Below are 19,179 nucleotides of genomic sequence, written 5' to 3'. Positions count from 1 at the left end.
GGGCGCCGTCCGCCGGCGACCCGGGTGTGCGGGCGGTGGCTCCGGAGCGCTACCGTCGGGCCGTCACCACGTCCGAGCAGCGACGAATCCGCTGCACGTGGCCGACGGAACAGGCAGGTGTGAGGCATGGCATCCGGACGCAAGCTCGTCATCGTGGAGTCCCCGGCGAAGGCGAAGACCATCGCCGGCTACCTCGGCAGCGACTGGGACGTGGAGGCCTCCGTCGGCCACATCCGCGACATCCCGACCCCGAGCGAGATGCCGGCGGAGATCAAGAAGGGCCCGTTCGGCAAGTTCGGGGTCAACGTCGACGACGACTTCGACCCGTACTACGTCGTCGACGCGGACAAGAAGAAGAAGGTCCGCGAGCTCAAGGCCCTCCTGAAGAACGCCGACGAGCTCTACCTCGCCACTGATGAGGACCGCGAGGGCGAGGCCATCGCGTGGCACCTCTTCGAGACCCTCCAGCCCAAGGTCCCGGTCAAGCGGATGGTCTTCCACGAGATCACCCGCGAGGCGATCCAGCGGGCCGCCAACCAGACCCGCGACATCAACGTCGCCCTCGTCGACGCGCAGGAGACCCGCCGCATTCTCGACCGCCTCTACGGCTACGAGGTCTCGCCGGTGCTCTGGCGCAAGGTCAAGGCCGGCCTGTCCGCCGGGCGCGTCCAGTCCGTCGCCACCCGCCTCGTCGTCGAGCGCGAGCGCGAGCGGATGGCGTTCGTCCGCGCCTCGTACTGGGACGTCGACGCCGACGTCACCCCCGGCGCCGACGAGGACCTCTTCACGGCGCGCCTCACCGGCGTCGACGGCAAGCGCGTCGCGACCGGCCGCGACTTCGCCGACGACGGCACCCTCAAGGGCGAGCGCTCCGTGCAGCTCGACGAGGAGCGCGCCACCGGCATCGCCGAGGCGCTGCGCACCGCCGAGGTGACCGTCGCCGAGGTCTCCGAGAAGCCGTACACGCGCCGCCCGAGCGCCCCGTTCACGACGAGCACCCTCCAGCAGGAGGCCTCGCGCAAGCTGCGGCTCAACTCGCGCAACGCGATGCGCGTGGCCCAGCGGCTCTACGAGAACGGCTACATCACCTACATGCGGACCGACAGCACCGCGCTGTCCGACACCGCCCTCACCGCCGCCCGGCAGCAGGCGCGCGAGATGTACGGGGGCGACTCCGTGCCCGACGCGCCGCGCCGCTACGAGAAGAAGGTCAAGAACGCCCAGGAGGCGCACGAGGCCATCCGCCCGGCCGGTGACCGCTTCCGCACGCCGGCCCAGGTCGCGGGCGAGCTGCGCGGCGAGGAGTTCCGCCTCTACGAGCTGATCTGGATGCGCACCGTCGCCTCGCAGATGGCCGACGCCCGCGGCTCCACCGCGTCGGTGCGCCTCGCCGCGACGCTGCGCGACGGCGCCCCGGCCCGCGAGGTCGAGCTGTCCGCCAGCGGCACCGTCATCACCTTCCGCGGCTTCCTCGCCGCCTACGAGGAGGGGCGCGACGACGCCCGCACCCGCGACGACGACGAGCGCCGCCTGCCGAAGCTCGGCGCCGGGCGCCGCCTCGACGTCAAGCGCGCCGAGGCGAACGGCCACGAGACCTCGCCGCCGGCCCGGTACACCGAGGCGACGCTCGTCAAGGCGATGGAGGAGCGCGGCATCGGCCGGCCCTCGACCTACGCCTCGACGATCGGCACCATCCAGGACCGTGGCTACGTCTCCAACCGCGGCTCGGCGCTCGTCCCGTCGTGGCTCGCGTTCGCCGTGACCCGCCTCATGGAGGAGCACTTCGGGCGGCTCGTCGACTACGACTTCACCGCCTCGATGGAGGAGGACCTCGACGCCATCGCGCGCGGCGACGAGCAGCGAGCGGCGTGGCTGCGCCGCTTCTACTTCGGCGACGAGGCGAGCTCGGCCGAGGGGCTGCGCTCGCTCGTCGAGGACCTCGGCGACATCGACGCCCGGGCCATCTCGACGATCGACATCGGCGACGGCGTCGTCGTGCGCGTCGGCCGCTACGGGCCGTACGTCGAGGAGGTCGTGCCCGCCGGCGTCGACCCGTCGACCGGTGAGGTCACCGACGCCGCCGCCGCGGACTCCGCTGCGGCACAGCCGCGTCGCGCGACCATCAACGACGACATCGCCCCCGACGAGATGACGCCGGCCATCGCCCGCGAGCTGCTCGAGCGCGCCGCCGACGACGGTCGCGTCCTCGGCCAGGACCCCGACACCGGGCGCGACATCGTCGCCAAGGCCGGCCGCTACGGCCCCTACGTCACCGAGGTGCTGCCCGAGGAGGAGCAGGGCAAGGGGAAGTCGAAGGTCAAGCCGCGCACCGCGTCGCTCTTCAAGGACATGGACCTCGGCACGATCGAGCTCGACACCGCGCTGCGGCTGCTGTCGCTCCCGCGCGTCGTCGGGACGGCGACCGAGGAGGACGGCAGCACCGTCGAGATCACCGCGCAGAACGGTCGCTACGGGCCCTACCTCAAGAAGGGCAGCGACTCGCGGTCGCTGACGACGGAGCAGCAGCTCTTCGACATCACGCTCGAGGAGGCGCTGGCGATCTACGCCCAGCCCAAGCAGCGTGGGCGGGCCGCGGCCAAGCCGCCGCTCGCCGAGCTCGGCACCGACCCCGTGTCCGGCAAGCCGGTCGTCGTCAAGGACGGGCGGTTCGGCCCGTACGTCACCGACGGCGAGACGAACGCGACCCTGCGCAAGGACGACGACCCCGAGAAGATCACGCCCGAGCGCGGGTACGAGCTCCTCGCCGACAAGCGCGCCAAGGGCCCCGCCAAGAAGACGGCGCGCAAGACGGCCAAGAAGACGACGAAGAAGACCGCGACGAAGAAGACCGCGGCCAAGAAGGCCACGACGAGGAAGACCACCGCCAAGGAGGCCTGACCGGGCCGCGCCCCCGCCTCTTCTCCGGAGCCGAGGGCGCTCGTGGTCGTCCCGGCGACCGCTCGCGCCCTCGACCCCGATTGCGGCCAGGGTTACCGGCCAGTAGGTTCGAGGCATGGCCTTCGACCCGCAGACCCTGACCACCGCCTCGCCCGCCGAGTTCGTCGCGGCGGTGAAGCGGGCCTCCGACGGCGAGATCCGCGACGCGTTCGCCGGCGAGCACCGCACGGCGATGCTCGACGCCGTCTTCGGGCGCTTCCCCGAGCAGTTCCGGGCCGACAAGGCCGGTGACCGTACCGCGCGCATCGACTTCCGGGTGACCGGCGGACCGGGGGACACCAGCGACACCTACGCCGTCGTCGTCGACCGCGGCTCGTGCACCGTCGAGAAGGCGCCGACCGCCGAGCCCGACCTCTCGCTCATGGCCGGCCCGGTGGAGTTCCTCAAGCTCATCTCGGGCACCGGCAACCCCGCGATGATGTTCATGATGGGGAAGATCAAGGCCCGCGGCGACCTCGGCCTCGCGACCGCGCTGGCCAACTGGTTCGAGACCCCCAAGGCCTGAGGGCCCTCCGGCCGCCCCGACGCACCACGCGTATCGGGTGACCCGATACGCCTGCGCTTCACCCGGGAACGGTTCCGGGGTGGAGCGCGCCCGTATCGGGTGACCCGATACGCGGGTGACGCGTGGGAAGAGGACCTCGTCGCTGCGGGCGATCTCGGCGGTGGCGCGACGTAGCGTGGCGGGATGTCCCTCGTCACGAGCTCCGGCTACGCCCACGTCCGCCTCACCGTCACCGACATCGAGCGCTCGGTCGACTTCTACGACCGGGTCTTCGGCTGGCCGAAGGCCGTCGACGCCCGCGAGCACCAGGGCGAGCCCGGTCTCGAGGACGCCCCCGAGAAGTTCTACGGCGGCGTCGTCTACCAGACCCCCCAGGGCACGCTCTTCGGCCTGCGGCCGGTCGGCTCGCAGGCATTCCGCTCCGACGTCACCGGCCTGGACCACGTGAGCTTCGCCGTGGACTCGCGCGCCGACCTGGACGCCGCCTCCCGGGAGCTCGACGGTGCGGGCATCACGCACGGAGAGGTCGTCGAGCTGGCGGACGCCGGCATCGCCATCCTCTCCTTCCAGGACCCGGACGACGTCAACCTCGAGCTCACCGCGCCGTTGTCCTGAGCCCGTGCCCGAACCGGCTTGACCCTCACGCGACGTGAGGCCCCACTGTGGTGCCATGACCACGACGAGCCAGCACACTGCAGGCATGGAGCTGACGGTCGGGCAGGTCGCCGAGACCTTCGGCGTCACGGTGCGCACGCTGCACCACTACGACGCCGTCGGTCTCGTCGTCCCGTCCGGCCGCACCCCCGCGGGCTACCGCCTCTACACGGACGCGGACCTCGCCCGGCTCGCGACCGTCGTCACCTACCGCCGGCTGGACCTGCCCCTCGACGAGGTGCGCGCCCTGCTCGACGGCGAGGGGACGCCCGTGGAGCACCTGCGCCGCCAGCGCGCCGCGGTCGTGTCCCGGCTGGGCGAGCTCGAGGAGCTCGTCCACGCCATCGACCGAGCACTGGAGCGAGAGATGACCGAGCAGCCCGCCACGACCGAGGACCTCAGGGAGCTCTTCGGGGACGGCTTCCGCGAGGAGTACCAGCAGGAGGCGGAGGAGCGCTGGGGCGACACCGACGCCTGGCGGCAGTCCAAGCGCCGCACCGACTCCTACACCAAGGCCGACTGGGAGGCGGTCAAGGAGGAGCAGGACCGGGTCAACGCGGAGCTCGTCGCCGCGCTGCGGGCCGGCGAGCCGCCGACCTCGCAGCGGGCGATGGACGCCGCCGAGGCGCACCGGGTGCAGATCGAGCGCTGGTTCTACGACCTCGACCACGCCTTCCACCGGAGCCTCGGGGACATGTACGTCTCCGACCCGCGGTTCACCGCCACCTACGAGGAGCAGGCGCCGGGCCTCGCGCAGTACGTGCGCGACGCCATCCACGCCAACGCCGACCGGCACGAGCGCCCGGCCGGCTGAGGCCCGCTCCACCCGTCGAGCGCACAGGACACGCCGCCGGCACCCCGGTGCCGGCGGCGTGTCCTGTTCCGTCGACCGGGGGGAGAGGGCGGGGAGGTACTAGGACCAAAGCCCGATGGTGGGTGTCCATCGGTCACGGGCACCGTTCTCGTCATCGGGCCGACGAGCGGCCCACCTCAGTACCAGGAGCACCCCATGATCCGCACGCAGTCCCTGTCCCGGGTCGCCGCCACCGCCGCGGTCGCCGCCGCCCTCGTCGCCGGCGCCGCCCCCGCCACCTTCGCGAAGTCCCCCGAGTCCAAGGCCTCCGGCACCTGCAGCCAGGGCGCCACGTGGAAGCTCAAGGCCAAGGCCGACAACGGCCGGGTCCAGGTCGAGCTCGAGGTCGACTCCAACCGCAACGGCCAGAGCTGGGCCTGGACGCTCCGCGACAACGGCACCAAGGTCGGCTCCGGCACCGCGGTCACCGTCGCGCCGAGCGGCTCCTTCACCGTTGCGCGCCGGATCGCGAACCGCGCCGGCACCGACACCATCACCGCCGTCGCGACGCACGCCGGGCAGACCTGCTCCGCCCGAGTCGTCTTCGCCGGCTGACCGCACCTGTCACACTCCACGAAAGGACCAGGACCGTGCGACGCATCGCCCTCATCACCCTCGGAGCCGCCGTGGCCGTCACTCCCGCCCTCCTGGGCGTGCTCGGCAACGCCTCCTTCGCCGAGCGGCTGCCCGTCCGGGCGCCCTCGAGCGTCAGCTCCAGCCCGTCGCCGTCGGCCACCTCCGACGACCCGGCCACGCACGACGCGGGCGACGACCACGGCGGTGACCGCCCGCGCGGCACCTCCGACGACCCGGCCGACCACGACGCGAACGACGACCACGGTGGCGACCGCCCGCGCGGCACCTCCGACGACCCGGCCGACCACGACGCGAACGACGACCACGGCGGCGACCGCGTCCGGTCGGGCGACGACTCGAGCAGCTCCGGTCACCGCTCGGGCCGCCAGCGCTCCGGTGGCAGCAGCTCCAGCGGCAGCAGCTCGACCAGCGGCCGCTCCCACGGCGGTGGCTCCGACGACAGCGGGGCGGACGACTCCTCCAGCGGCTCCTCGGGCCACGGCTCGGACGACTCCGGCTCGGACGACTCGGGCCGCTCGCGGCACGGCGGCGACGACGGCTCCGGCCACGACGCCGGCGACGACCACGGTGGGGACTCGGGTGGGCACGGATCCGACGACTGATCCCACGGTCCCGTCCCCGGTCGAGGTCCCTGCCCCGGCCGGGGGCGTTCCGTGCCCGGAACCGGTGTGGGTCACGGTCTCCCGCCCGGCGGCGCTCGACGCAGCCGAGGCTCCGGTGCACCCCCGCCGCGTCCTCGCCCAGCTCGCGCTCGGTGTCCTCGCGGCTCTCGTCCTCGTCGGCGTCCTCGGCTCCCTCGCCGCCCGGCAGCTGGCCGAGCGCGAGGCCGTCAACGACGCCGCCTCGATGGCCGGGGTCATCGCCGAGGCGGTGGTCCAGCCGGCGATGACCGAGGAGCTCATGGCCGGCGACCCCGCGGCCGCCGACGCGTTCGGGGCGACGCTGGAGCGCAGCCTCGACCGCGAGACGGTGGTCCGAGTCAAGCTCTGGCGGCCCGACGGCTACGTCCTGTGGGCCGACGAGCCCCAGCTCGTGGGGCGCACGTTCGCGCTCGACGAGGGGCAGCGTGAGGCCCTCGACGGTCCCACCACCGTCGCGGAGGTCTCGGAGCTCGACGCGTCCGAGAACCAGTTCGAGCAGGGCGACCGGCTCGTCGAGGTCTACCGGCCCGTGTGGATGCCGGAAGGGGAGACCGCGCTGTTCGAGATCTACGTCTCCTACGACCCCGTGGCCAGCCGCACCGGCGAGCTGTGGCGCGGCTTCGCCGGGGTGACGGCGAGCAGCCTCGTGCTCTTCGTCCTCATCGTCACCCCGCTCGTCCTCGCCCTGCTCAAGCGCGTCCGCAGCGCGGAGGCACGCCAGGTCGCCTTCCTCCAGCGGGCGGTCGACGCCTCGGAGGTCGAGCGCCGGCGCATCGCCGCGACCCTCCACGACGGCCCGGTCCAGGAGCTCGCGGCCACCTCGTTCACCGTCTCCGGCGCCTCCGCGACGGCCGCGGCCCGCGGCGAGAGCGCGCTGGCCCGCGACCTCGACGCCGCGGCGACCGCGGTGCGCGCGAGCATCCGCTCGTTGCGCACGCTGCTCGTCGACCTGCACCCGCCGAGCCTGTCGCGGGCCGGGGTGGTCGCCGCGTTGACCGACCTCGCGACGTCCGTCCGGGCCGACGGCGTCGTCGTCCGGCTCGACACCGACCCCGAGGCCGACCTCGCCCTCACCGCCGACGCCCAGCGGCTCGTCCACCGCGTCGCGCAGGAGTGCGTCCGCAACGCCGCCCGCCACGCGGGCCCCGCCGAGGTCGTCGTGTCGCTGCACCGCACCGGCCCGGGCACGGTCGAGCTCGAGGTCCTCGACGACGGGCTCGGCTTCGACGTCGAGGCCGTCCTCGCCGACCCCGAGCCCGGGCACCTCGGGACCGCACTGATCGCCGACGCCGCGTCGGTCCCGGGTGCGACACTGCGGGTGGCCAGCTCGCTGGGCGCCGGGACGCACTGGCGCCTCGACCTCGACGGCCCGATGGGAGTGCGCGCATGATCCGGGTGCTCGTGGCCGACGACCACCAGCTGGTCCGGGCCGGGGTGCGCACGCTCCTCGACGCCGAGCCCGACATCACCGTCGTTGCCGAGGCCCGCGACGGCGCCGAGGCGGTCGAGTCGGCGGTCGGCACCGAGCCCGACGTCGTCCTCATGGACCTCTCGATGCCCGTCCTCGACGGGGTCGAGGGCACCCGCGGGGTGCTGGCCGCGCTCCCGGCCACCCGCGTCCTCGTCCTCACGAGCTTCTCCGACCGTGACCGGGTCCGCGAGGTCCTCGCCGCCGGGGCCATCGGGTACGTCCTCAAGGACTCCGAGCCGGCCGACCTCGTCGCGGCGGTCCGCGCGGCCGCGCAGGGACACGTCCCGATCGACCCGCGGGTCGCGGCCGCCCTCCTGCCCGGCACCGGCGACCCGGTGCGCGACGGCGAGGCCGTCGGGCTCTCCCCGCGCGAGACCGAGGTGCTCCGGCTCGTCTCGCAGGGCCTGGCCAACAAGCAGATCGCGCGGGCCCTCGGCATCACCGAGCGCACCGTCAAGGCGCACCTCGGCCGGGTGTTCCGCGAGATCGGGGTCGTCGACCGCACGAGCGCTGCCCTCTGGGCGCGCGACCACCTGCCCACCCCCTGACCCGCGCCGGGACGACCGTCGGGGCGCTGGCCTAGGCTCGCGGCGTGAGCGCACGGGACGGGGTCTTCATCGCCTTCGAGGGCGGCGACGGGGCGGGCAAGTCGACGCAGGTCGGGCTGCTCGCCGAGGCCCTGCGCGCGCACGGTCGCGAGGTCCTCGTGACCCGGCAGCCCGGCGGGACCGACCTCGGGGCGGCCATCCGCGACCTCGTCCTGCACGGCGACCACGTCTCGCCGCGGGCCGAGGCGCTGCTCTTCGCGGCCGACAAGGCCCACCACGTCGACCTGGTCATCCGGCCGGCGCTCGCCGCCGGGCAGGTCGTCCTCACCGACCGCTACACCGACTCCTCCGTCGCCTACCAGGGGGCCGGGCGCGACCTCGGGGCCGCCGAGGTCCACGACCTGCAGATGTGGGCCGTCGACGCCCTCGTCCCGGACCTCACGGTCGTCGTCGACGTCGACCCCGCCGAGGGGCGCCGGCGCCGCGGCGAGGTCCACGACCGGCTCGAGGCGGAGGCCGACGCCTTCCACGCCGCGATCCGCGAGCACTTCCTCGCGATGGCCCGCGGCAACCCCGAGCGCTACCTCGTCGTCGACGGCACGCAGCCGCCCGACGCGGTGCACGCGGCCGTCCTCGACCGGGTCCGCGCGACCGGGGCCCTCGACGCCGTCGACGGGGGAGCGCCGTGAGCGTCTGGCGCGACGTCATCGGGCAGGAGGCCGCGGTCGCCGTCCTCGAGCGGGCCGTGCAGGACCCGGCGTCGATGACCCACGCGTGGCTCTTCACCGGGCCGCCGGGCTCGGGCCGGTCGGTCGCCGCGCGGGCGTTCGCGGCCGCGCTGCTCTGCCCGCGCGGCGGCTGCGGCGAGTGCCGCGAGTGCCGCACCGCGCTCGACGCCACGCACGCCGACGTCGACGTCATCGCCACCGAGGGGCTCTCGATCAAGGTCGAGCAGGCGCGCGACCTCGTCCAGCTCGCGGCCCACCGGCCGAGCGTCGGCCGCTACCGCGTCATCGTCGTCGAGGACGCCGACCGGCTCACCGAGCGCGCCGCCGACGCCCTCCTCAAGGCGCTCGAGGAGCCGGCCCCGCGCACCGTCTGGATGCTCTGCGCGCCGTCGGTCGAGGACGTCATCATCACGATCCGCTCGCGCTCGCGGCACGTACGGCTGCGGACGCCGTCGGTCGAGGCCGTCGCCGACCTCCTCGTGCGCCGCGACGGCGTCGACCACTCGATGGCGCTCTACGCCGCCCGCGCCGCGCAGTCGCACGTCGGGCTCGCGCGCCGCCTCGCCCGCGACGAGCAGGCCCGCATCCGCCGCCACGACGTCGTGTCCATGGCCGGCAAGATCGTCTCGGTCGGCGAGGCCGTCGGGGCCGCGCAGGACATCGTCACGATCGCCCAGGAGGAGTCGGCCGCCGCGTCGGGGGAGCGCGACGCCGCCGAGCGGGCCCGCCTGCTCGAGGTGCTCGGCGCCGACCCCACCGCGCGGACGCAGCCGCCGCACGTGCGCTCGCAGGTCGCGGCGCTCGAGCGCGAGCAGAAGACGCGCGCCACGCGCTTCACCCGCGACGTCGTCGACCGCGCCCTCGTCGACCTGCTGTCGGTCTACCGCGACGCGCTCGTGCACCGCACCCGCGCCGGCGCCGCCCTCGTCAACGAGGACAGCCGGGCCGTCGTCACCCGCGTCGCCGAGGCGTTCACGCCCGAGCAGCTCCTCCAGGCGATGGACGCCGTCGGCACGGCGCGCGAGCGCATCGGGGCCAACGTCGCGCCGCTGCTGGCGCTCGAGGCGATGGCGCTCTCCCTGCGTCTGCCCCGCTGAGCCGACCGGGGCGCGCGCCCGCGGCTCACCAGGTGCCGGGTGACCTCGGCGGGGCCGGCGGACGGTCGTCCCGGGCGGGACCCACCGCGCTCGCGTCCCCGTCCTCGCGCAGGTGGGGCGGGACCTCGCCCCGGCCCAGGGCGGCGGCGTCCAGCGCCAGCTGCTCGCGCTCCTGCGGCCCGAGCTCGTCCAGGCGGCGCAGCCCCTGCTCGACGAGGGGTGCCGCGAACGCGCTGAACCCGTCGTCACCGGCGAGGTCGCGCAGGGCGGCGCGCCCGGCGAGGACGTCCTCGATGCGGCGCCGCACACCGGCGTCGTCGGCCCGGTCGCGCAGGACCTCGAGCGAACGGCGCAGGTGGGTCTGCAGAGGGCCCGGCAGGGTGCCGCCCGGCAGCAGCGGCGGACCGTCGGTGCGCCCCTCGGCGCTCACGACCGGGCCCCCGACGGGGCGACGTTGTTGTCGAAGGCGTCCGGGATGTCGACGAGGTGCCAGTCGCCGGCCGACCCCATCGTCGCGGAGACCGTGTCGACGAGGACGTCGACGATGGTCATCGCGCCCTCGATGAGGCCGATGATCTTCTGGATGTTCGAGATGATCTCGGTGATGCCCCAGTAGGTGGCGGCGGCGCCGATGGCCCCGCCGACGAGCGTCCACGAGCCGCCGGCCGTCGCGGCCGCGCTGATGCCCGCGGCGATGAGCAGGTCGATGAGGGTCTGGACGACGTTGCCGACGTCCTTCGCGACGCCGTAGAGACCGTTCGCGACGTCGTCGTAGCCCTTGGCCGCGATCTCGAGCATCCCGGCGGCCTTCTCGAGCGCCACGCTGTGGCTGACCATCGTGGCCTGGGCGTCCCGCCAGGCGTTGCCGTCCCAGTGCTGGTCGAGCACGGCGGACGCGGAGTCGACGGCGCCGGACATGCTCTCGCAGAAGCCCTTGAGGTTGCGCATCGCGGCGGCGGAGGTGGCGACCCGCTGCCAGTCGCCGGCGAGCCACGTCTGCGCCTTCTCCTGCAGGTCGAAGCCCCCGTCGGCCTTGTCGAGGACGACGAGGGCCCAGTGCCCGAGCGAGAGCCAGTCCGCCATCCCCAGCGCCGCGTCGAAGGTCGACGGGATCGCCTCCGCGGGAACGGGTTCGTACAGCCAGCTCGCGGGGTTGTACCCGCCCCCACCGGTGGTCGCGTTGACCATCAGTGACCCCAGTAGCTCGTGTCGAGGCGCTGGGCCGCGGCGGCGTCGAGGGACTCGTAGCGCTCGGCCGACGCGAGCAGCGCCGCCGCCGTGCCGCTCATCGCCCGCTCGATGTCGGCCATGAGGTCCCGGACGCCGGTGTCCATCCCCGTCGTCACGTCGACGAAGCGCTCGAAGACCGCGCCGCCGGAGGGGTCGAAGTCGACCCACCGCGAGGCGTAGGACATCGCCTCGGTGGCGTCGTCGCCGAGCCCCCCGAACTCGGTCGCGGCCTCGCGCAGCCGCGCCGGGTGGACCCGGAACCTCTCGTCCCGCGGGCTGCTCGCGCTGCTCTCGTCCCGGTGCGTCATGGACACCCCTCCTCGTCGTCGGTGCCCCACCCTGCCCCGGAGGGGAGGGGGCGGCAATGGGCAGGACTCCCCGGTTGCGGCCGATTCGTGACCTCCCCGGCGAGAAGGCTCCCATGCTGCTCGCCTAGGGTGCGCCCATGACCCCGCGCCGCCTCGCCCTCGTCGCGGGCGCCGTCGCCGTGTCCACCGCCCTCGCCGGCTGCTCGGTCGTCGACGGCCTGCGCGGCCAGGGGAGCGCCCGGCCCTCGGTGTCGGTGAGCCCCCAGACGCCGCCACCGGGCACGCAGGGGCTGGACCGGTTCTACTCGCAGCAGCTCGCCTGGACGGGGTGCTCCGGCGCCGAGTGCGCCCAGCTGACGGTGCCCGTCGACTACGCGCAGCCGACCGGGGCGACGATCGAGATCTCCGTGCTGCGGGTCCCCGCGAAGAAGTCGGGCCAGCGCCTCGGCTCGCTCGTCGTCAACCCGGGCGGACCGGGCGGCTCGGGGGTCGACTACGCGCGCGCCGCGGACTTCATCGTCGGCAAGGACGTCCGCAACCGCTACGACGTCGTCGGGTTCGACCCGCGGGGCGTCGCGCGCTCCTCGCCCATCGACTGCCTCTCCGACGCCGGGCTCGACGCCTTCCTCGGGGCCGACCCGACGCCGGACGACGCCGGCGAGGAGCAGCAGTTCGCCGCCGGCGCGGCCGGGTTCGCCGCGTCCTGCGCCAAGAACGCCGGCCCCCTGCTCGCCCACGTCTCGACCAAGGACGCCGCGCGCGACATGGACGTGCTGCGCGCCGCGCTCGGCGAGGAGAAGCTGACCTACCTCGGCAAGTCGTACGGCACCTACCTCGGGGCCACCTACGCCGAGCTCTTCCCGCAGCAGGTCGGCCGCTTCGTCCTCGACGGCGTCGTCGCCCCCGACCTCACCTCCGCCGAGATCAACCTCGGCCAGGCCGAGGGCTTCGAGCGCGCGACCCGGGCCTGGGCGCAGTACTGCGTCTCGGAGGGCGACTGCCCCCTCGGTGACTCGGTCGACGCCGTGATGGAGGGGTTGCGCGCCTTCCTCGCCGACGTCGACGCCACCCCGCTGCCGAAGACCGGCGACGGCTCGGTGCCGGCGCTGACCGAGGGCTGGGCCTCCCTCGGCATCGCGGCCGCGATGTACGACCAGGGCGCGTGGCGGACCCTCGTCGACGCGATGACCGACGCCGTCGACGGTGACGGCACCGCCCTGATGCAGCTCGCGGACCAGTACGCCGACCGAAACCCGGGCGGCGGCTACGCGGGCAACATCATGGAGGTCATCTACGCGGTCAACTGCCTCGACAAGCCGGAGTCCGACTCCGTCCCCGAGCACCAGGCGCTCGCCGACGCCGCCGCCGAGAAGGCGCCGACGTGGGGTCGCTACCTCGCGTGGAGCTCCCTGCCGTGCGGGTCGTGGCCGTTCGAGCCGACGAACGAGCCGCACGAGGTCCGGGCCGAGGGCGCCGAGCCGATCGTCGTCATCGGCACGACCCGCGACCCCGCGACGCCGTACGAGTGGTCGGTGCGTCTGCGCGACCAGCTGGCGAAGGCCTCGCTCATCTCGTTCGACGGCGACGGGCACACCGCCTACACGCGCTCGAACTCGTGCGTCGACGACGCGGTCGACGGCTGGTACGTCGACGGGAAGCTCCCCAAGGACGGCCTGCGCTGCTGACCCGCTCCCTCGTCGCGGGCTACACCGCAGTACGTGTCGTCCTGGCGACACCTACTGCGGCGTAGGGCGCGACCGAGGCAGCCCGGGGGAGCGGGCCGGGCGGGTGTCGCCCGGGTCGATTCGCGATCGCCGCGCCGATGTCCATATACTCGTCCGGCGCGCCCGGTCCGCCGCGTGCGCACGCCGCCTTAGCTCAGTCGGCCAGAGCGATTCACTCGTAATGAATAGGTCATCGGTTCGATTCCGATAGGCGGCTCCACCCGAAGGCCCCCTCGACCCCGCGTCGAGGGGGCCTTCGCACGTCTCCGACCCCACTGATTGCGAGTTCCGCCGCTCGACACCCCGTCCACGGGCGGGTCGACCGGCGGAACTCGCAAGAAGTCGGGAGGTGCGGGGCGGGGGCTGTCGAACGTCGGCCAACGGCGGGTCAGGGGCGCGGCGCCGGGCATAGCGTGGCGAGATGACCAGACCCGTGCCGCTGCCCACCGCCCCCGGCCAGGAGTCGGTGTGGGACTACCCGCGCCCGCCGGCGGTCGAGCCGAGCGACGAGCCGGTCGAGGTCTGGTTCGGCGGTGTCCTCGTCGCCCGCTCCACCCGCACCCTGCGCGTCCTCGAGACGAGCCACCCCCCGACCTACTACCTGCCGCGCGAGGACTTCACCGAGGGCGCGCTACGGCGGGCGCACGGCTCGTCGTACTGCGAGTGGAAGGGCGAGGCCGTCTACTTCGACGTGCTCGGCCGCCGCGAGGTCGCCGAGTCCGCCGCGTGGACCTACCCGCACCCCAACCCCGGCTTCGCGACGCTCGTCGACCACGTCGCCGTCATGCCCGCCGCGATGGACCGCTGCGTCGTGGCCGGCGAGGTCGTCACCCCGCAGGAGGGCGGCTTCTACGGGGGATGGGTGACCAGCCGCGTCGTCGGGCCGTTCAAGGGCGGACCCGGCACCTGGGGATGGTGAGCCCGGACCGCCACCAGCCCCGGGAGACGACGGACCCCCGGTCGCACCGCGTCGGTGCGCCGGGGGTCCGGTGTCGTCGTCGGTCAGTCGTCGCTGAGCGGCTGGTCCTTGGTCGCGAGCTCGGCGCGCGCCTTCTCGGCGGCCGCCTGCATCTCCTCGGGGGTGTGCGCGGAGGTGACGGCCTCGACCGGCACCTCGTGGTGCGCCGGCATCCGCCAGCGGGCGGTCGTCAGGCCGGCGGCCTTGGCGCGCTGGAGGGCCTCGGTGATGCACTGCTCGGCCTCGTCGCGGCCGGCCCAGTGGGCGCCCTCGACGGACTTGCCGGGCTCGAGGTCCTTGTAGGTCTCGAAGAAGTGCTGGATCTCGAGGCGCTCGAACTCGTTGACGTGCTCGAGCTCGGTGACGTGGCTGCGGCGCGGGTCGCCCGCGGGGATGCAGAGGATCTTGTCGTCGCCGCCGGCCTCGTCGCGCATGTGGAACATGCCGATCGGGCGGGCCCGGACGATGCAGCCGGGGAAGGTCGGCTCGTCGAGGAGCACCAGCGCGTCGAGCGGGTCGCCGTCCTCGCCGAGGGTGTCCTCGATGTACCCGTAGTCCGACGGGTACGCCATCGCGGTGAACAGCATCCGGTCCAGCCGGATGCGCCCCGTCTCGTGGTCGACCTCGTACTTGTTGCGGTGACCCTTGGGGATCTCGATGGTGACGTCGAACTCCACGGTGGAAAGACTCCCTCTGCTGCGTGACCTAGGCTCGTCCGACAGTCTGGCGCATGGAGGGCCCAGGGGACGAAGGGAGGCCGGGTGAGACGTGTCATGCTCGCCGGCGCGAGCGCCCTCGTCCTCCTCGGCGGCGCCGGCTACGTGGCCGCCGACGTGTACGACGTGGTTCCCGGCGTGCTCACCCTGGACCGCCCGGTCGCCCTCGCCCCGACCCCGGCCGGGAGCGCCGACGGCGACGACGCGGTCGCGCTGCTGCCCACCGTCGCACCGTCCCCGGCGGGGACCGACGGGACGAGCGCCCCGGTGCCCTCGGCCGCCGGGCTGGCCGCCGCCGTCGCCGGGGCCTCCGACGACCCGGCGCTGCGGAAGGGCCTCGGCGTGAGCATCCGGGACGGCGTGACCGGGGAGGAGCTGTGGTCGCGCGCACCCGGCACCCCGCGCCCGCCGGCCTCCACCGCCAAGCTCCTCGCGGCCTTCGCCGTCGCCGACACCCTCGACCTCTCCGAGCGCGTCCCGACGAGCGTCGTCGCCGCCCCGGGCTCGCGCGACCTCGTGCTCGTCGTGCGCGGCGACATGCTGCTCGCGCCCGGTCGCGGGGACGCCGACGCCGTCGCCGGCCGTGCCGGACTGGCCGACCTCGCCCGCCGGGTGGCCCGCACGCTGGTGGCCGACGGGCGCACCGACGTGACCCTGCGCCTCGACACCTCCTTCGCGCCCGGGCCCCGGGTGCCCCCGACGTGGAACCCGAACGACGTCCGCGACGGCTTCGCCGGGCCGGTCGTCATGACCGGGCTCACGACGACCCGCGCGACCCCCGCCCGGCCGGCGCCCGACCGGCCCGAGGACGTCGTCGCCCGCACCCTCGTCCAGCGGCTGCGCGCCGAGGGGGTCACGGCCCGCCTGCGCCCGACCTCGACGTGGTCGCGGCCGGCCCCCGCCGACGCGATCGCCCTCGGCACGGTCGAGTCCGCCACCTACGGCGAGCTGCTCGGGCTGGCGCTCGCCGAGAGCGACAACTCGCTCGCCGAGAGCCTCGTCCGGCAGGCCGCCGCGACGCTCGGTCGGCCGACCGAGGACGCGGACGCCAACGCCGACCTCGTCCGGGCGCGACTCGAGGCCGCCGACGTCCCCACCGCCGGGATGCGCCTCGAGGACGCGAGCGGCCTGAGCCCCGGGCAGGCCGTGGCGCCCGCGACGCTCTCGGCGGTCCTCGGTCTCGCGGTGCGGGGCGAGCCCGCCCAGCTGCGCGGGGTCGTCGCCGGGCTGCCCGTCTCGGGCCTGTCGGGCACGCTGGTGCACCGCTTCTCGGCGGACGCGACGCGCGACGTGCTGGGCGTGCCGCGCGCCAAGACCGGCACCCTGCGGGCCGGCTCGTCGCTGGCGGGCACGACCGTCGATGCCGACGGCCGGCCCCTGACCTTCGTCGTCCAGGTCGACGGCTTCCCCCGCACCTACGACGGCACGCTGCGCGCCCGCGCGGCGATGGACCGCGTCGTGGCCGCCGTGACCCGGTGCGGCTGCGACGGCGGATCCGGCTGACCCGGATGAGAGGCTGAGCCCGTGGGATACGTCGACTGGGAGTTCGCGAAGAGCACCGGCCGCACGCTCGTGCCGGCCGGTCCCGTGGTGTCACCGGCGCAGGCGCGGGCCGAGGTCGAGGCCATCCGTGCCGCGGCGCGGGCGGCCCGGCAGCCGGTGGCCGAGACCGCGCGGATGCACACCCCCGCCGACGCGCCCGACGCCCTCGTCGTGGACCGAGCGACGTGGATCGCCGTCAACGCCGACTCGATGTCCGCGCTGCTCGACCCCGCGGTCGACGCGATCGTCGGCAAGCGCGGCGTGACCCCCGGCGCGACCGCGCAGGCCATCGGTGGCAAGGTGACCGGCGCCGAGGCCGGGGCGCTCCTCGCGTTCATGGCGAGCAAGGTGCTCGGCCAGTACGACATCGCCCCCGGGGGCACCCCGGCGCTGCTGCTCGTCGCCCCCAACCTCGTCGCCACGGCCCGCGAGCTCGGGGTCGACGCCGCCGACTTCCGGGCCTGGGTCTGCATGCACGAGGAGACCCACCGCGTGCAGTTCACGGCCAACCCGTGGCTGCGCGACCACCTCGTCGCGCAGGCGCGGCGCCTCGCGGTCGACCTCGCGCCCGACTCCGAGCGCGTCCAGGAGATCGTCTCGCGCGTCACCGAGCGCCTGCCCGAGGTCTTCTCCGAGGGCGGCACCGGCATCACCGAGCTCTTCGCGACCCCCGAGCAGCGCGAGCAGCTGGCCCGGGTCACCGCCGTCATGTCGCTCCTCGAGGGGCACGCCGACGTCGTCATGGACGACGTGGGCCCGGCGCACATCCCGACCGTCGCCGAGATCCGCTCGCGCTTCACGGCCCGCCGGCGCGGCTCCGGGGCACCGGACCGGCTGCTGCGCCGCCTGCTCGGCCTCGAGGCCAAGATGCGCCAGTACCGCGACGGCGCCGCGTTCGTCCGCGGGGTGCAGGAGCAGGTGGGCGTCGACGGCTTCAACGCCGTGTGGACCTCGCCCGAGACCCTCCCGCTGCCGCAGGAGATCGCCGACCCCGCCGCCTGGGTCCGCCGCGTCCACGCCTGAGGGCACCCCGATGGCGCGCGCGTGGGGCCGCCCGCACCGGGCGGTCGCCGCGGTGCGCTCGGCCGTGCGCGGCACGCTGGCGGAGTGCGGCCCCGGCGACCTCGTCCTCGTCGCCTGCAGCGGAGGAGCCGACTCGACGGCCCTCGCCGACGCCGCCCGGTTCGAGGGCGAGCGGGCCGGCCTGCGGGTCGGGGCCGTCGTCGTCGACCACGGCCTCCGGGAGGGCTCGCGCGAGGTCGCCGAGGAGGCCGGTGCGCGCCTGCGCTCGCTCGGGCTCGACCCGGTGTCCGTCGCCTCGACGTGGGTGGTGGCCGACGGCCCGGACGGGCTCGAGGCGATGGCCCGCCGGGCCCGCTACCGCGTCCTCGACGACGCCGTGCGCCACCACGGGGCGCGCCTGGTCCTCCTCGGCCACACCCGCGACGACCAGGCCGAGCAGGTGCTCCTCGGCCTGGCCCGGGGCTCCGGCGCGCGCAGCCTCGCCGGGATGCCCGCCGCCCGCGGGCCCTACCGCCGGCCGCTGCTCGGCCTCACCCGGGAGCAGACCCGCGCCGCCTGCACGGCCGAGGGCCTCGCGTGGTGGGAGGACCCGATGAACGAGGACCCGGCCTTCGCCCGGGTCCGGGCCCGCCGCGCCCTGCGCGACCTCGAGTCCGACCTCGGCCCCGGGCTCGTCGCGGCGCTGGCCCGCAGCGCCGACCGGCTGCGCGAGGACGCCGACCACCTCGACGCCCTCGCCGACGAGGCGGCCGCGGCCCTCGGGCCCGGCCCGTGGGCCGTCGAGGCGCTCGCGACCCTGCCGCGCGCCGTCCGCACCCGGGTCTGGCGGCGGCTCCTCGTCGCCGCCGGCGCCCCGGCCGGGCAGGTCTCGTCGCGTCACGTCGACGCGTGCGACCGGCTCCTGACGCACTGGCGTGGGCAGGGCGCCGTCCACACGCCGGGGGACCTGCGGGTGCAGCGGGCCGACGGCCGGGTGTCCATCGGTCCCCCCGCTCGGGTTGAATAGGGCGCGACCCACCCATCCCCTTCACCAGGAGCCGACGTGGACGCTGCCCACATGGGAGCCGACCTCGAACGAGTCCTCATCACCGAGGACGAGATCCACGCCAAGCTCGAGGAGCTGGCCGGTCTCATCGCCGACGAGTACGCGGACAAGGACCTCCTCCTCGTCGGGGTCCTCAAGGGCGCCGTCATGGTCATGGCCGACCTCATGCGCGCGCTGCCGATGACCGCGCCCGTCGACTGGATGGCCGTCTCGTCGTACGGCTCGGGGACCAAGAGCAGCGGCGTGGTCCGCATCCTCAAGGACCTCGACACCGACATCAGCGGCCGCCACGTGCTCATCGTCGAGGACATCGTCGACTCCGGTCTCACGCTGTCGTGGATCAAGTCCAACCTCGAGTCGCGCAGCCCCGCCTCGGTCGAGATCTGCACCCTCCTGCGCAAGCCCGAGGCCGCCAAGGTCGAGGTCGACGTCAAGTGGGTCGGCTTCGACATCCCCAACGAGTTCGTCGTCGGCTACGGCCTCGACTACGCGGAGGCCTACCGCGGCCTGCGCGTCGTCGGCACGCTCGCCCCGCACGTCTACAGCTGACCCCGCGCCCGCCGCCGACCCGTGACCGACCG

The 19,179-nt window shown here is 74.6% G+C and carries 20 protein-coding genes and 1 tRNA gene; 17 read left to right on the top strand and 4 right to left on the bottom strand.

Going from position 1 to position 19,179, the window contains the following annotated elements:
- Positions 1–126 precede the first annotated feature (126 nt).
- From topA to KMZ30_RS13335, 10 genes are all read left to right on the top strand, one after another.
- On the top strand, positions 127–2,898 hold the full coding sequence (gene topA, locus KMZ30_RS13380; protein WP_215513455.1) for a type I DNA topoisomerase: 2,772 nt from the start codon (positions 127–129) through the stop codon (positions 2,896–2,898).
- Positions 2,899–3,013: 115 nt separating this feature from the next.
- Complete coding sequence (locus KMZ30_RS13375) at positions 3,014–3,463, top strand: SCP2 sterol-binding domain-containing protein (protein ID WP_215513454.1); 450 nt, start codon at positions 3,014–3,016, stop codon at positions 3,461–3,463.
- Positions 3,464–3,646: 183 nt separating this feature from the next.
- Positions 3,647–4,078, top strand: a complete 432-nt coding sequence (locus tag KMZ30_RS13370; RefSeq protein WP_215513453.1) for a VOC family protein — start codon at positions 3,647–3,649, stop codon at positions 4,076–4,078.
- 55 nt (positions 4,079–4,133) lie between these two features.
- Positions 4,134–4,931 carry a MerR family transcriptional regulator gene (locus KMZ30_RS13365; protein WP_226902735.1) on the top strand — a complete coding sequence of 266 codons (798 nt, stop codon included), beginning with the start codon at positions 4,134–4,136 and terminating at the stop codon, positions 4,929–4,931.
- A gap of 195 nt (positions 4,932–5,126) precedes the next feature.
- Positions 5,127–5,525 (top strand): hypothetical protein, encoded by a 399-nt coding sequence (locus KMZ30_RS13360; protein ID WP_215513452.1) that lies wholly within the window; start codon positions 5,127–5,129, stop codon positions 5,523–5,525.
- Positions 5,526–5,560: 35 nt separating this feature from the next.
- Positions 5,561–6,169: a hypothetical protein gene (locus KMZ30_RS13355; RefSeq protein ID WP_215513451.1), complete on the top strand. Its 609-nt coding sequence runs from the start codon at positions 5,561–5,563 to the stop codon at positions 6,167–6,169.
- 115 nt (positions 6,170–6,284) lie between these two features.
- Positions 6,285–7,598 (top strand): sensor histidine kinase, encoded by a 1,314-nt coding sequence (locus KMZ30_RS13350; RefSeq protein ID WP_215513450.1) that lies wholly within the window; start codon positions 6,285–6,287, stop codon positions 7,596–7,598.
- Entirely contained in the window at positions 7,595–8,227 is a 633-nt protein-coding gene (locus tag KMZ30_RS13345; RefSeq protein WP_215513449.1) for a response regulator, read from the top strand. Before KMZ30_RS13350 ends, KMZ30_RS13345 begins: the two co-directional genes overlap by 4 nt.
- A gap of 44 nt (positions 8,228–8,271) precedes the next feature.
- The gene (gene tmk / locus KMZ30_RS13340; RefSeq protein ID WP_215513448.1) at positions 8,272–8,916 is read left to right on the top strand and encodes a dTMP kinase; all 645 of its coding nucleotides are present in this window, start codon (positions 8,272–8,274) and stop codon (positions 8,914–8,916) included.
- Positions 8,913–10,052 (top strand): DNA polymerase III subunit delta', encoded by a 1,140-nt coding sequence (locus tag KMZ30_RS13335; RefSeq protein WP_215513447.1) that lies wholly within the window; start codon positions 8,913–8,915, stop codon positions 10,050–10,052. Before tmk ends, KMZ30_RS13335 begins: the two co-directional genes overlap by 4 nt.
- Positions 10,053–10,077: 25 nt before the next feature.
- On the opposite strand, the gene KMZ30_RS13330 is transcribed toward KMZ30_RS13335, so the two are convergent.
- From KMZ30_RS13330 to KMZ30_RS13320, 3 genes are read right to left on the bottom strand one after another with little or no spacing between them, the layout of a single operon-like run.
- Positions 10,078–10,482, bottom strand: a complete 405-nt coding sequence (locus KMZ30_RS13330) for a hypothetical protein (protein WP_215513446.1) — start codon at positions 10,480–10,482, stop codon at positions 10,078–10,080.
- A complete protein-coding gene (locus KMZ30_RS13325; RefSeq protein WP_215513445.1) occupies positions 10,479–11,240 on the bottom strand; it encodes a hypothetical protein in 762 nt (253 codons plus the stop codon). Before KMZ30_RS13325 ends, KMZ30_RS13330 begins: the two co-directional genes overlap by 4 nt.
- Positions 11,240–11,590 carry a type VII secretion target gene (locus KMZ30_RS13320; protein ID WP_215513444.1) on the bottom strand — a complete coding sequence of 117 codons (351 nt, stop codon included), beginning with the start codon at positions 11,588–11,590 and terminating at the stop codon, positions 11,240–11,242. Before KMZ30_RS13320 ends, KMZ30_RS13325 begins: the two co-directional genes overlap by 1 nt.
- Positions 11,591–11,727: 137 nt before the next feature.
- On the opposite strand from KMZ30_RS13320, the gene KMZ30_RS13315 reads away from it, so the two are divergent.
- The 3 genes from KMZ30_RS13315 (at position 11,728) to KMZ30_RS13305 (ending at position 14,233) form a co-directional block, all read left to right on the top strand.
- Complete coding sequence (locus tag KMZ30_RS13315; RefSeq protein ID WP_215513443.1) at positions 11,728–13,275, top strand: alpha/beta hydrolase; 1,548 nt, start codon at positions 11,728–11,730, stop codon at positions 13,273–13,275.
- Positions 13,276–13,457: 182 nt separating this feature from the next.
- Positions 13,458–13,534, top strand: a tRNA-Thr gene (locus KMZ30_RS13310).
- Positions 13,535–13,735: 201 nt separating this feature from the next.
- Positions 13,736–14,233: a DUF427 domain-containing protein gene (locus tag KMZ30_RS13305; protein WP_215513442.1), complete on the top strand. Its 498-nt coding sequence runs from the start codon at positions 13,736–13,738 to the stop codon at positions 14,231–14,233.
- An 83-nt stretch (positions 14,234–14,316) separates the two neighbouring features.
- On the opposite strand, the gene KMZ30_RS13300 is transcribed toward KMZ30_RS13305, so the two are convergent.
- Complete coding sequence (locus KMZ30_RS13300; protein WP_215513441.1) at positions 14,317–14,949, bottom strand: inorganic diphosphatase; 633 nt, start codon at positions 14,947–14,949, stop codon at positions 14,317–14,319.
- 84 nt (positions 14,950–15,033) lie between these two features.
- Here KMZ30_RS13300 and KMZ30_RS13295 point away from each other — a divergent pair, with 84 nt between their 5' ends.
- The 4 genes from KMZ30_RS13295 to hpt are packed head-to-tail and all read left to right on the top strand — an operon-like array spanning position 15,034 to position 19,147.
- The gene (locus KMZ30_RS13295) at positions 15,034–16,491 is read left to right on the top strand and encodes a D-alanyl-D-alanine carboxypeptidase/D-alanyl-D-alanine-endopeptidase (RefSeq protein WP_215513440.1); all 1,458 of its coding nucleotides are present in this window, start codon (positions 15,034–15,036) and stop codon (positions 16,489–16,491) included.
- Between the two features lie 21 nt (positions 16,492–16,512).
- A complete protein-coding gene (locus KMZ30_RS13290) occupies positions 16,513–17,553 on the top strand; it encodes an Rv3626c family coenzyme F420 biosynthesis-associated protein (RefSeq protein ID WP_215513439.1) in 1,041 nt (346 codons plus the stop codon).
- Positions 17,554–17,563: 10 nt separating this feature from the next.
- Positions 17,564–18,559 carry a tRNA lysidine(34) synthetase TilS gene (gene tilS, locus KMZ30_RS13285; RefSeq protein ID WP_215513438.1) on the top strand — a complete coding sequence of 332 codons (996 nt, stop codon included), beginning with the start codon at positions 17,564–17,566 and terminating at the stop codon, positions 18,557–18,559.
- A 36-nt stretch (positions 18,560–18,595) separates the two neighbouring features.
- Positions 18,596–19,147, top strand: coding sequence for a hypoxanthine phosphoribosyltransferase (gene hpt, locus KMZ30_RS13280; RefSeq protein ID WP_215513437.1), 552 nt, complete (start codon positions 18,596–18,598; stop codon positions 19,145–19,147).
- Positions 19,148–19,179: the final 32 nt, after the last annotated feature.

It is taken from the genome of Phycicoccus mangrovi (genome assembly GCF_018729305.1).
In the GTDB taxonomy this organism is placed as follows: Bacteria; Actinomycetota; Actinomycetes; order Actinomycetales; family Dermatophilaceae; genus Phycicoccus; species Phycicoccus jejuensis.
This window is presented reverse-complemented; position numbering and strand designations above follow the sequence as displayed.

Bases quoted from the DNA above. Each gene is read 5' to 3' on its own strand.
- topA (WP_215513455.1), top strand. From the start codon at position 127: ATGGCATCCGGACGCAAGCTCGTCATCGTGGAGTCCCCGGCGAAGGCG.
- KMZ30_RS13375 (WP_215513454.1), top strand. From the start codon at position 3,014: ATGGCCTTCGACCCGCAGACCCTGACCACCGCCTCGCCCGCCGAGTTC.
- KMZ30_RS13370 (WP_215513453.1), top strand. From the start codon at position 3,647: ATGTCCCTCGTCACGAGCTCCGGCTACGCCCACGTCCGCCTCACCGTC.
- KMZ30_RS13365 (WP_226902735.1), top strand. From the start codon at position 4,134: ATGACCACGACGAGCCAGCACACTGCAGGCATGGAGCTGACGGTCGGG.
- KMZ30_RS13360 (WP_215513452.1), top strand. From the start codon at position 5,127: ATGATCCGCACGCAGTCCCTGTCCCGGGTCGCCGCCACCGCCGCGGTC.
- KMZ30_RS13345 (WP_215513449.1), top strand. From the start codon at position 7,595: ATGATCCGGGTGCTCGTGGCCGACGACCACCAGCTGGTCCGGGCCGGG.
- KMZ30_RS13325 (WP_215513445.1), bottom strand. From the start codon at position 11,240: ATGGTCAACGCGACCACCGGTGGGGGCGGGTACAACCCCGCGAGCTGG.
- KMZ30_RS13320 (WP_215513444.1), bottom strand. From the start codon at position 11,590: ATGACGCACCGGGACGAGAGCAGCGCGAGCAGCCCGCGGGACGAGAGG.
- KMZ30_RS13315 (WP_215513443.1), top strand. From the start codon at position 11,728: ATGACCCCGCGCCGCCTCGCCCTCGTCGCGGGCGCCGTCGCCGTGTCC.
- KMZ30_RS13305 (WP_215513442.1), top strand. From the start codon at position 13,736: ATGACCAGACCCGTGCCGCTGCCCACCGCCCCCGGCCAGGAGTCGGTG.
- tilS (WP_215513438.1), top strand. From the start codon at position 17,564: ATGGCGCGCGCGTGGGGCCGCCCGCACCGGGCGGTCGCCGCGGTGCGC.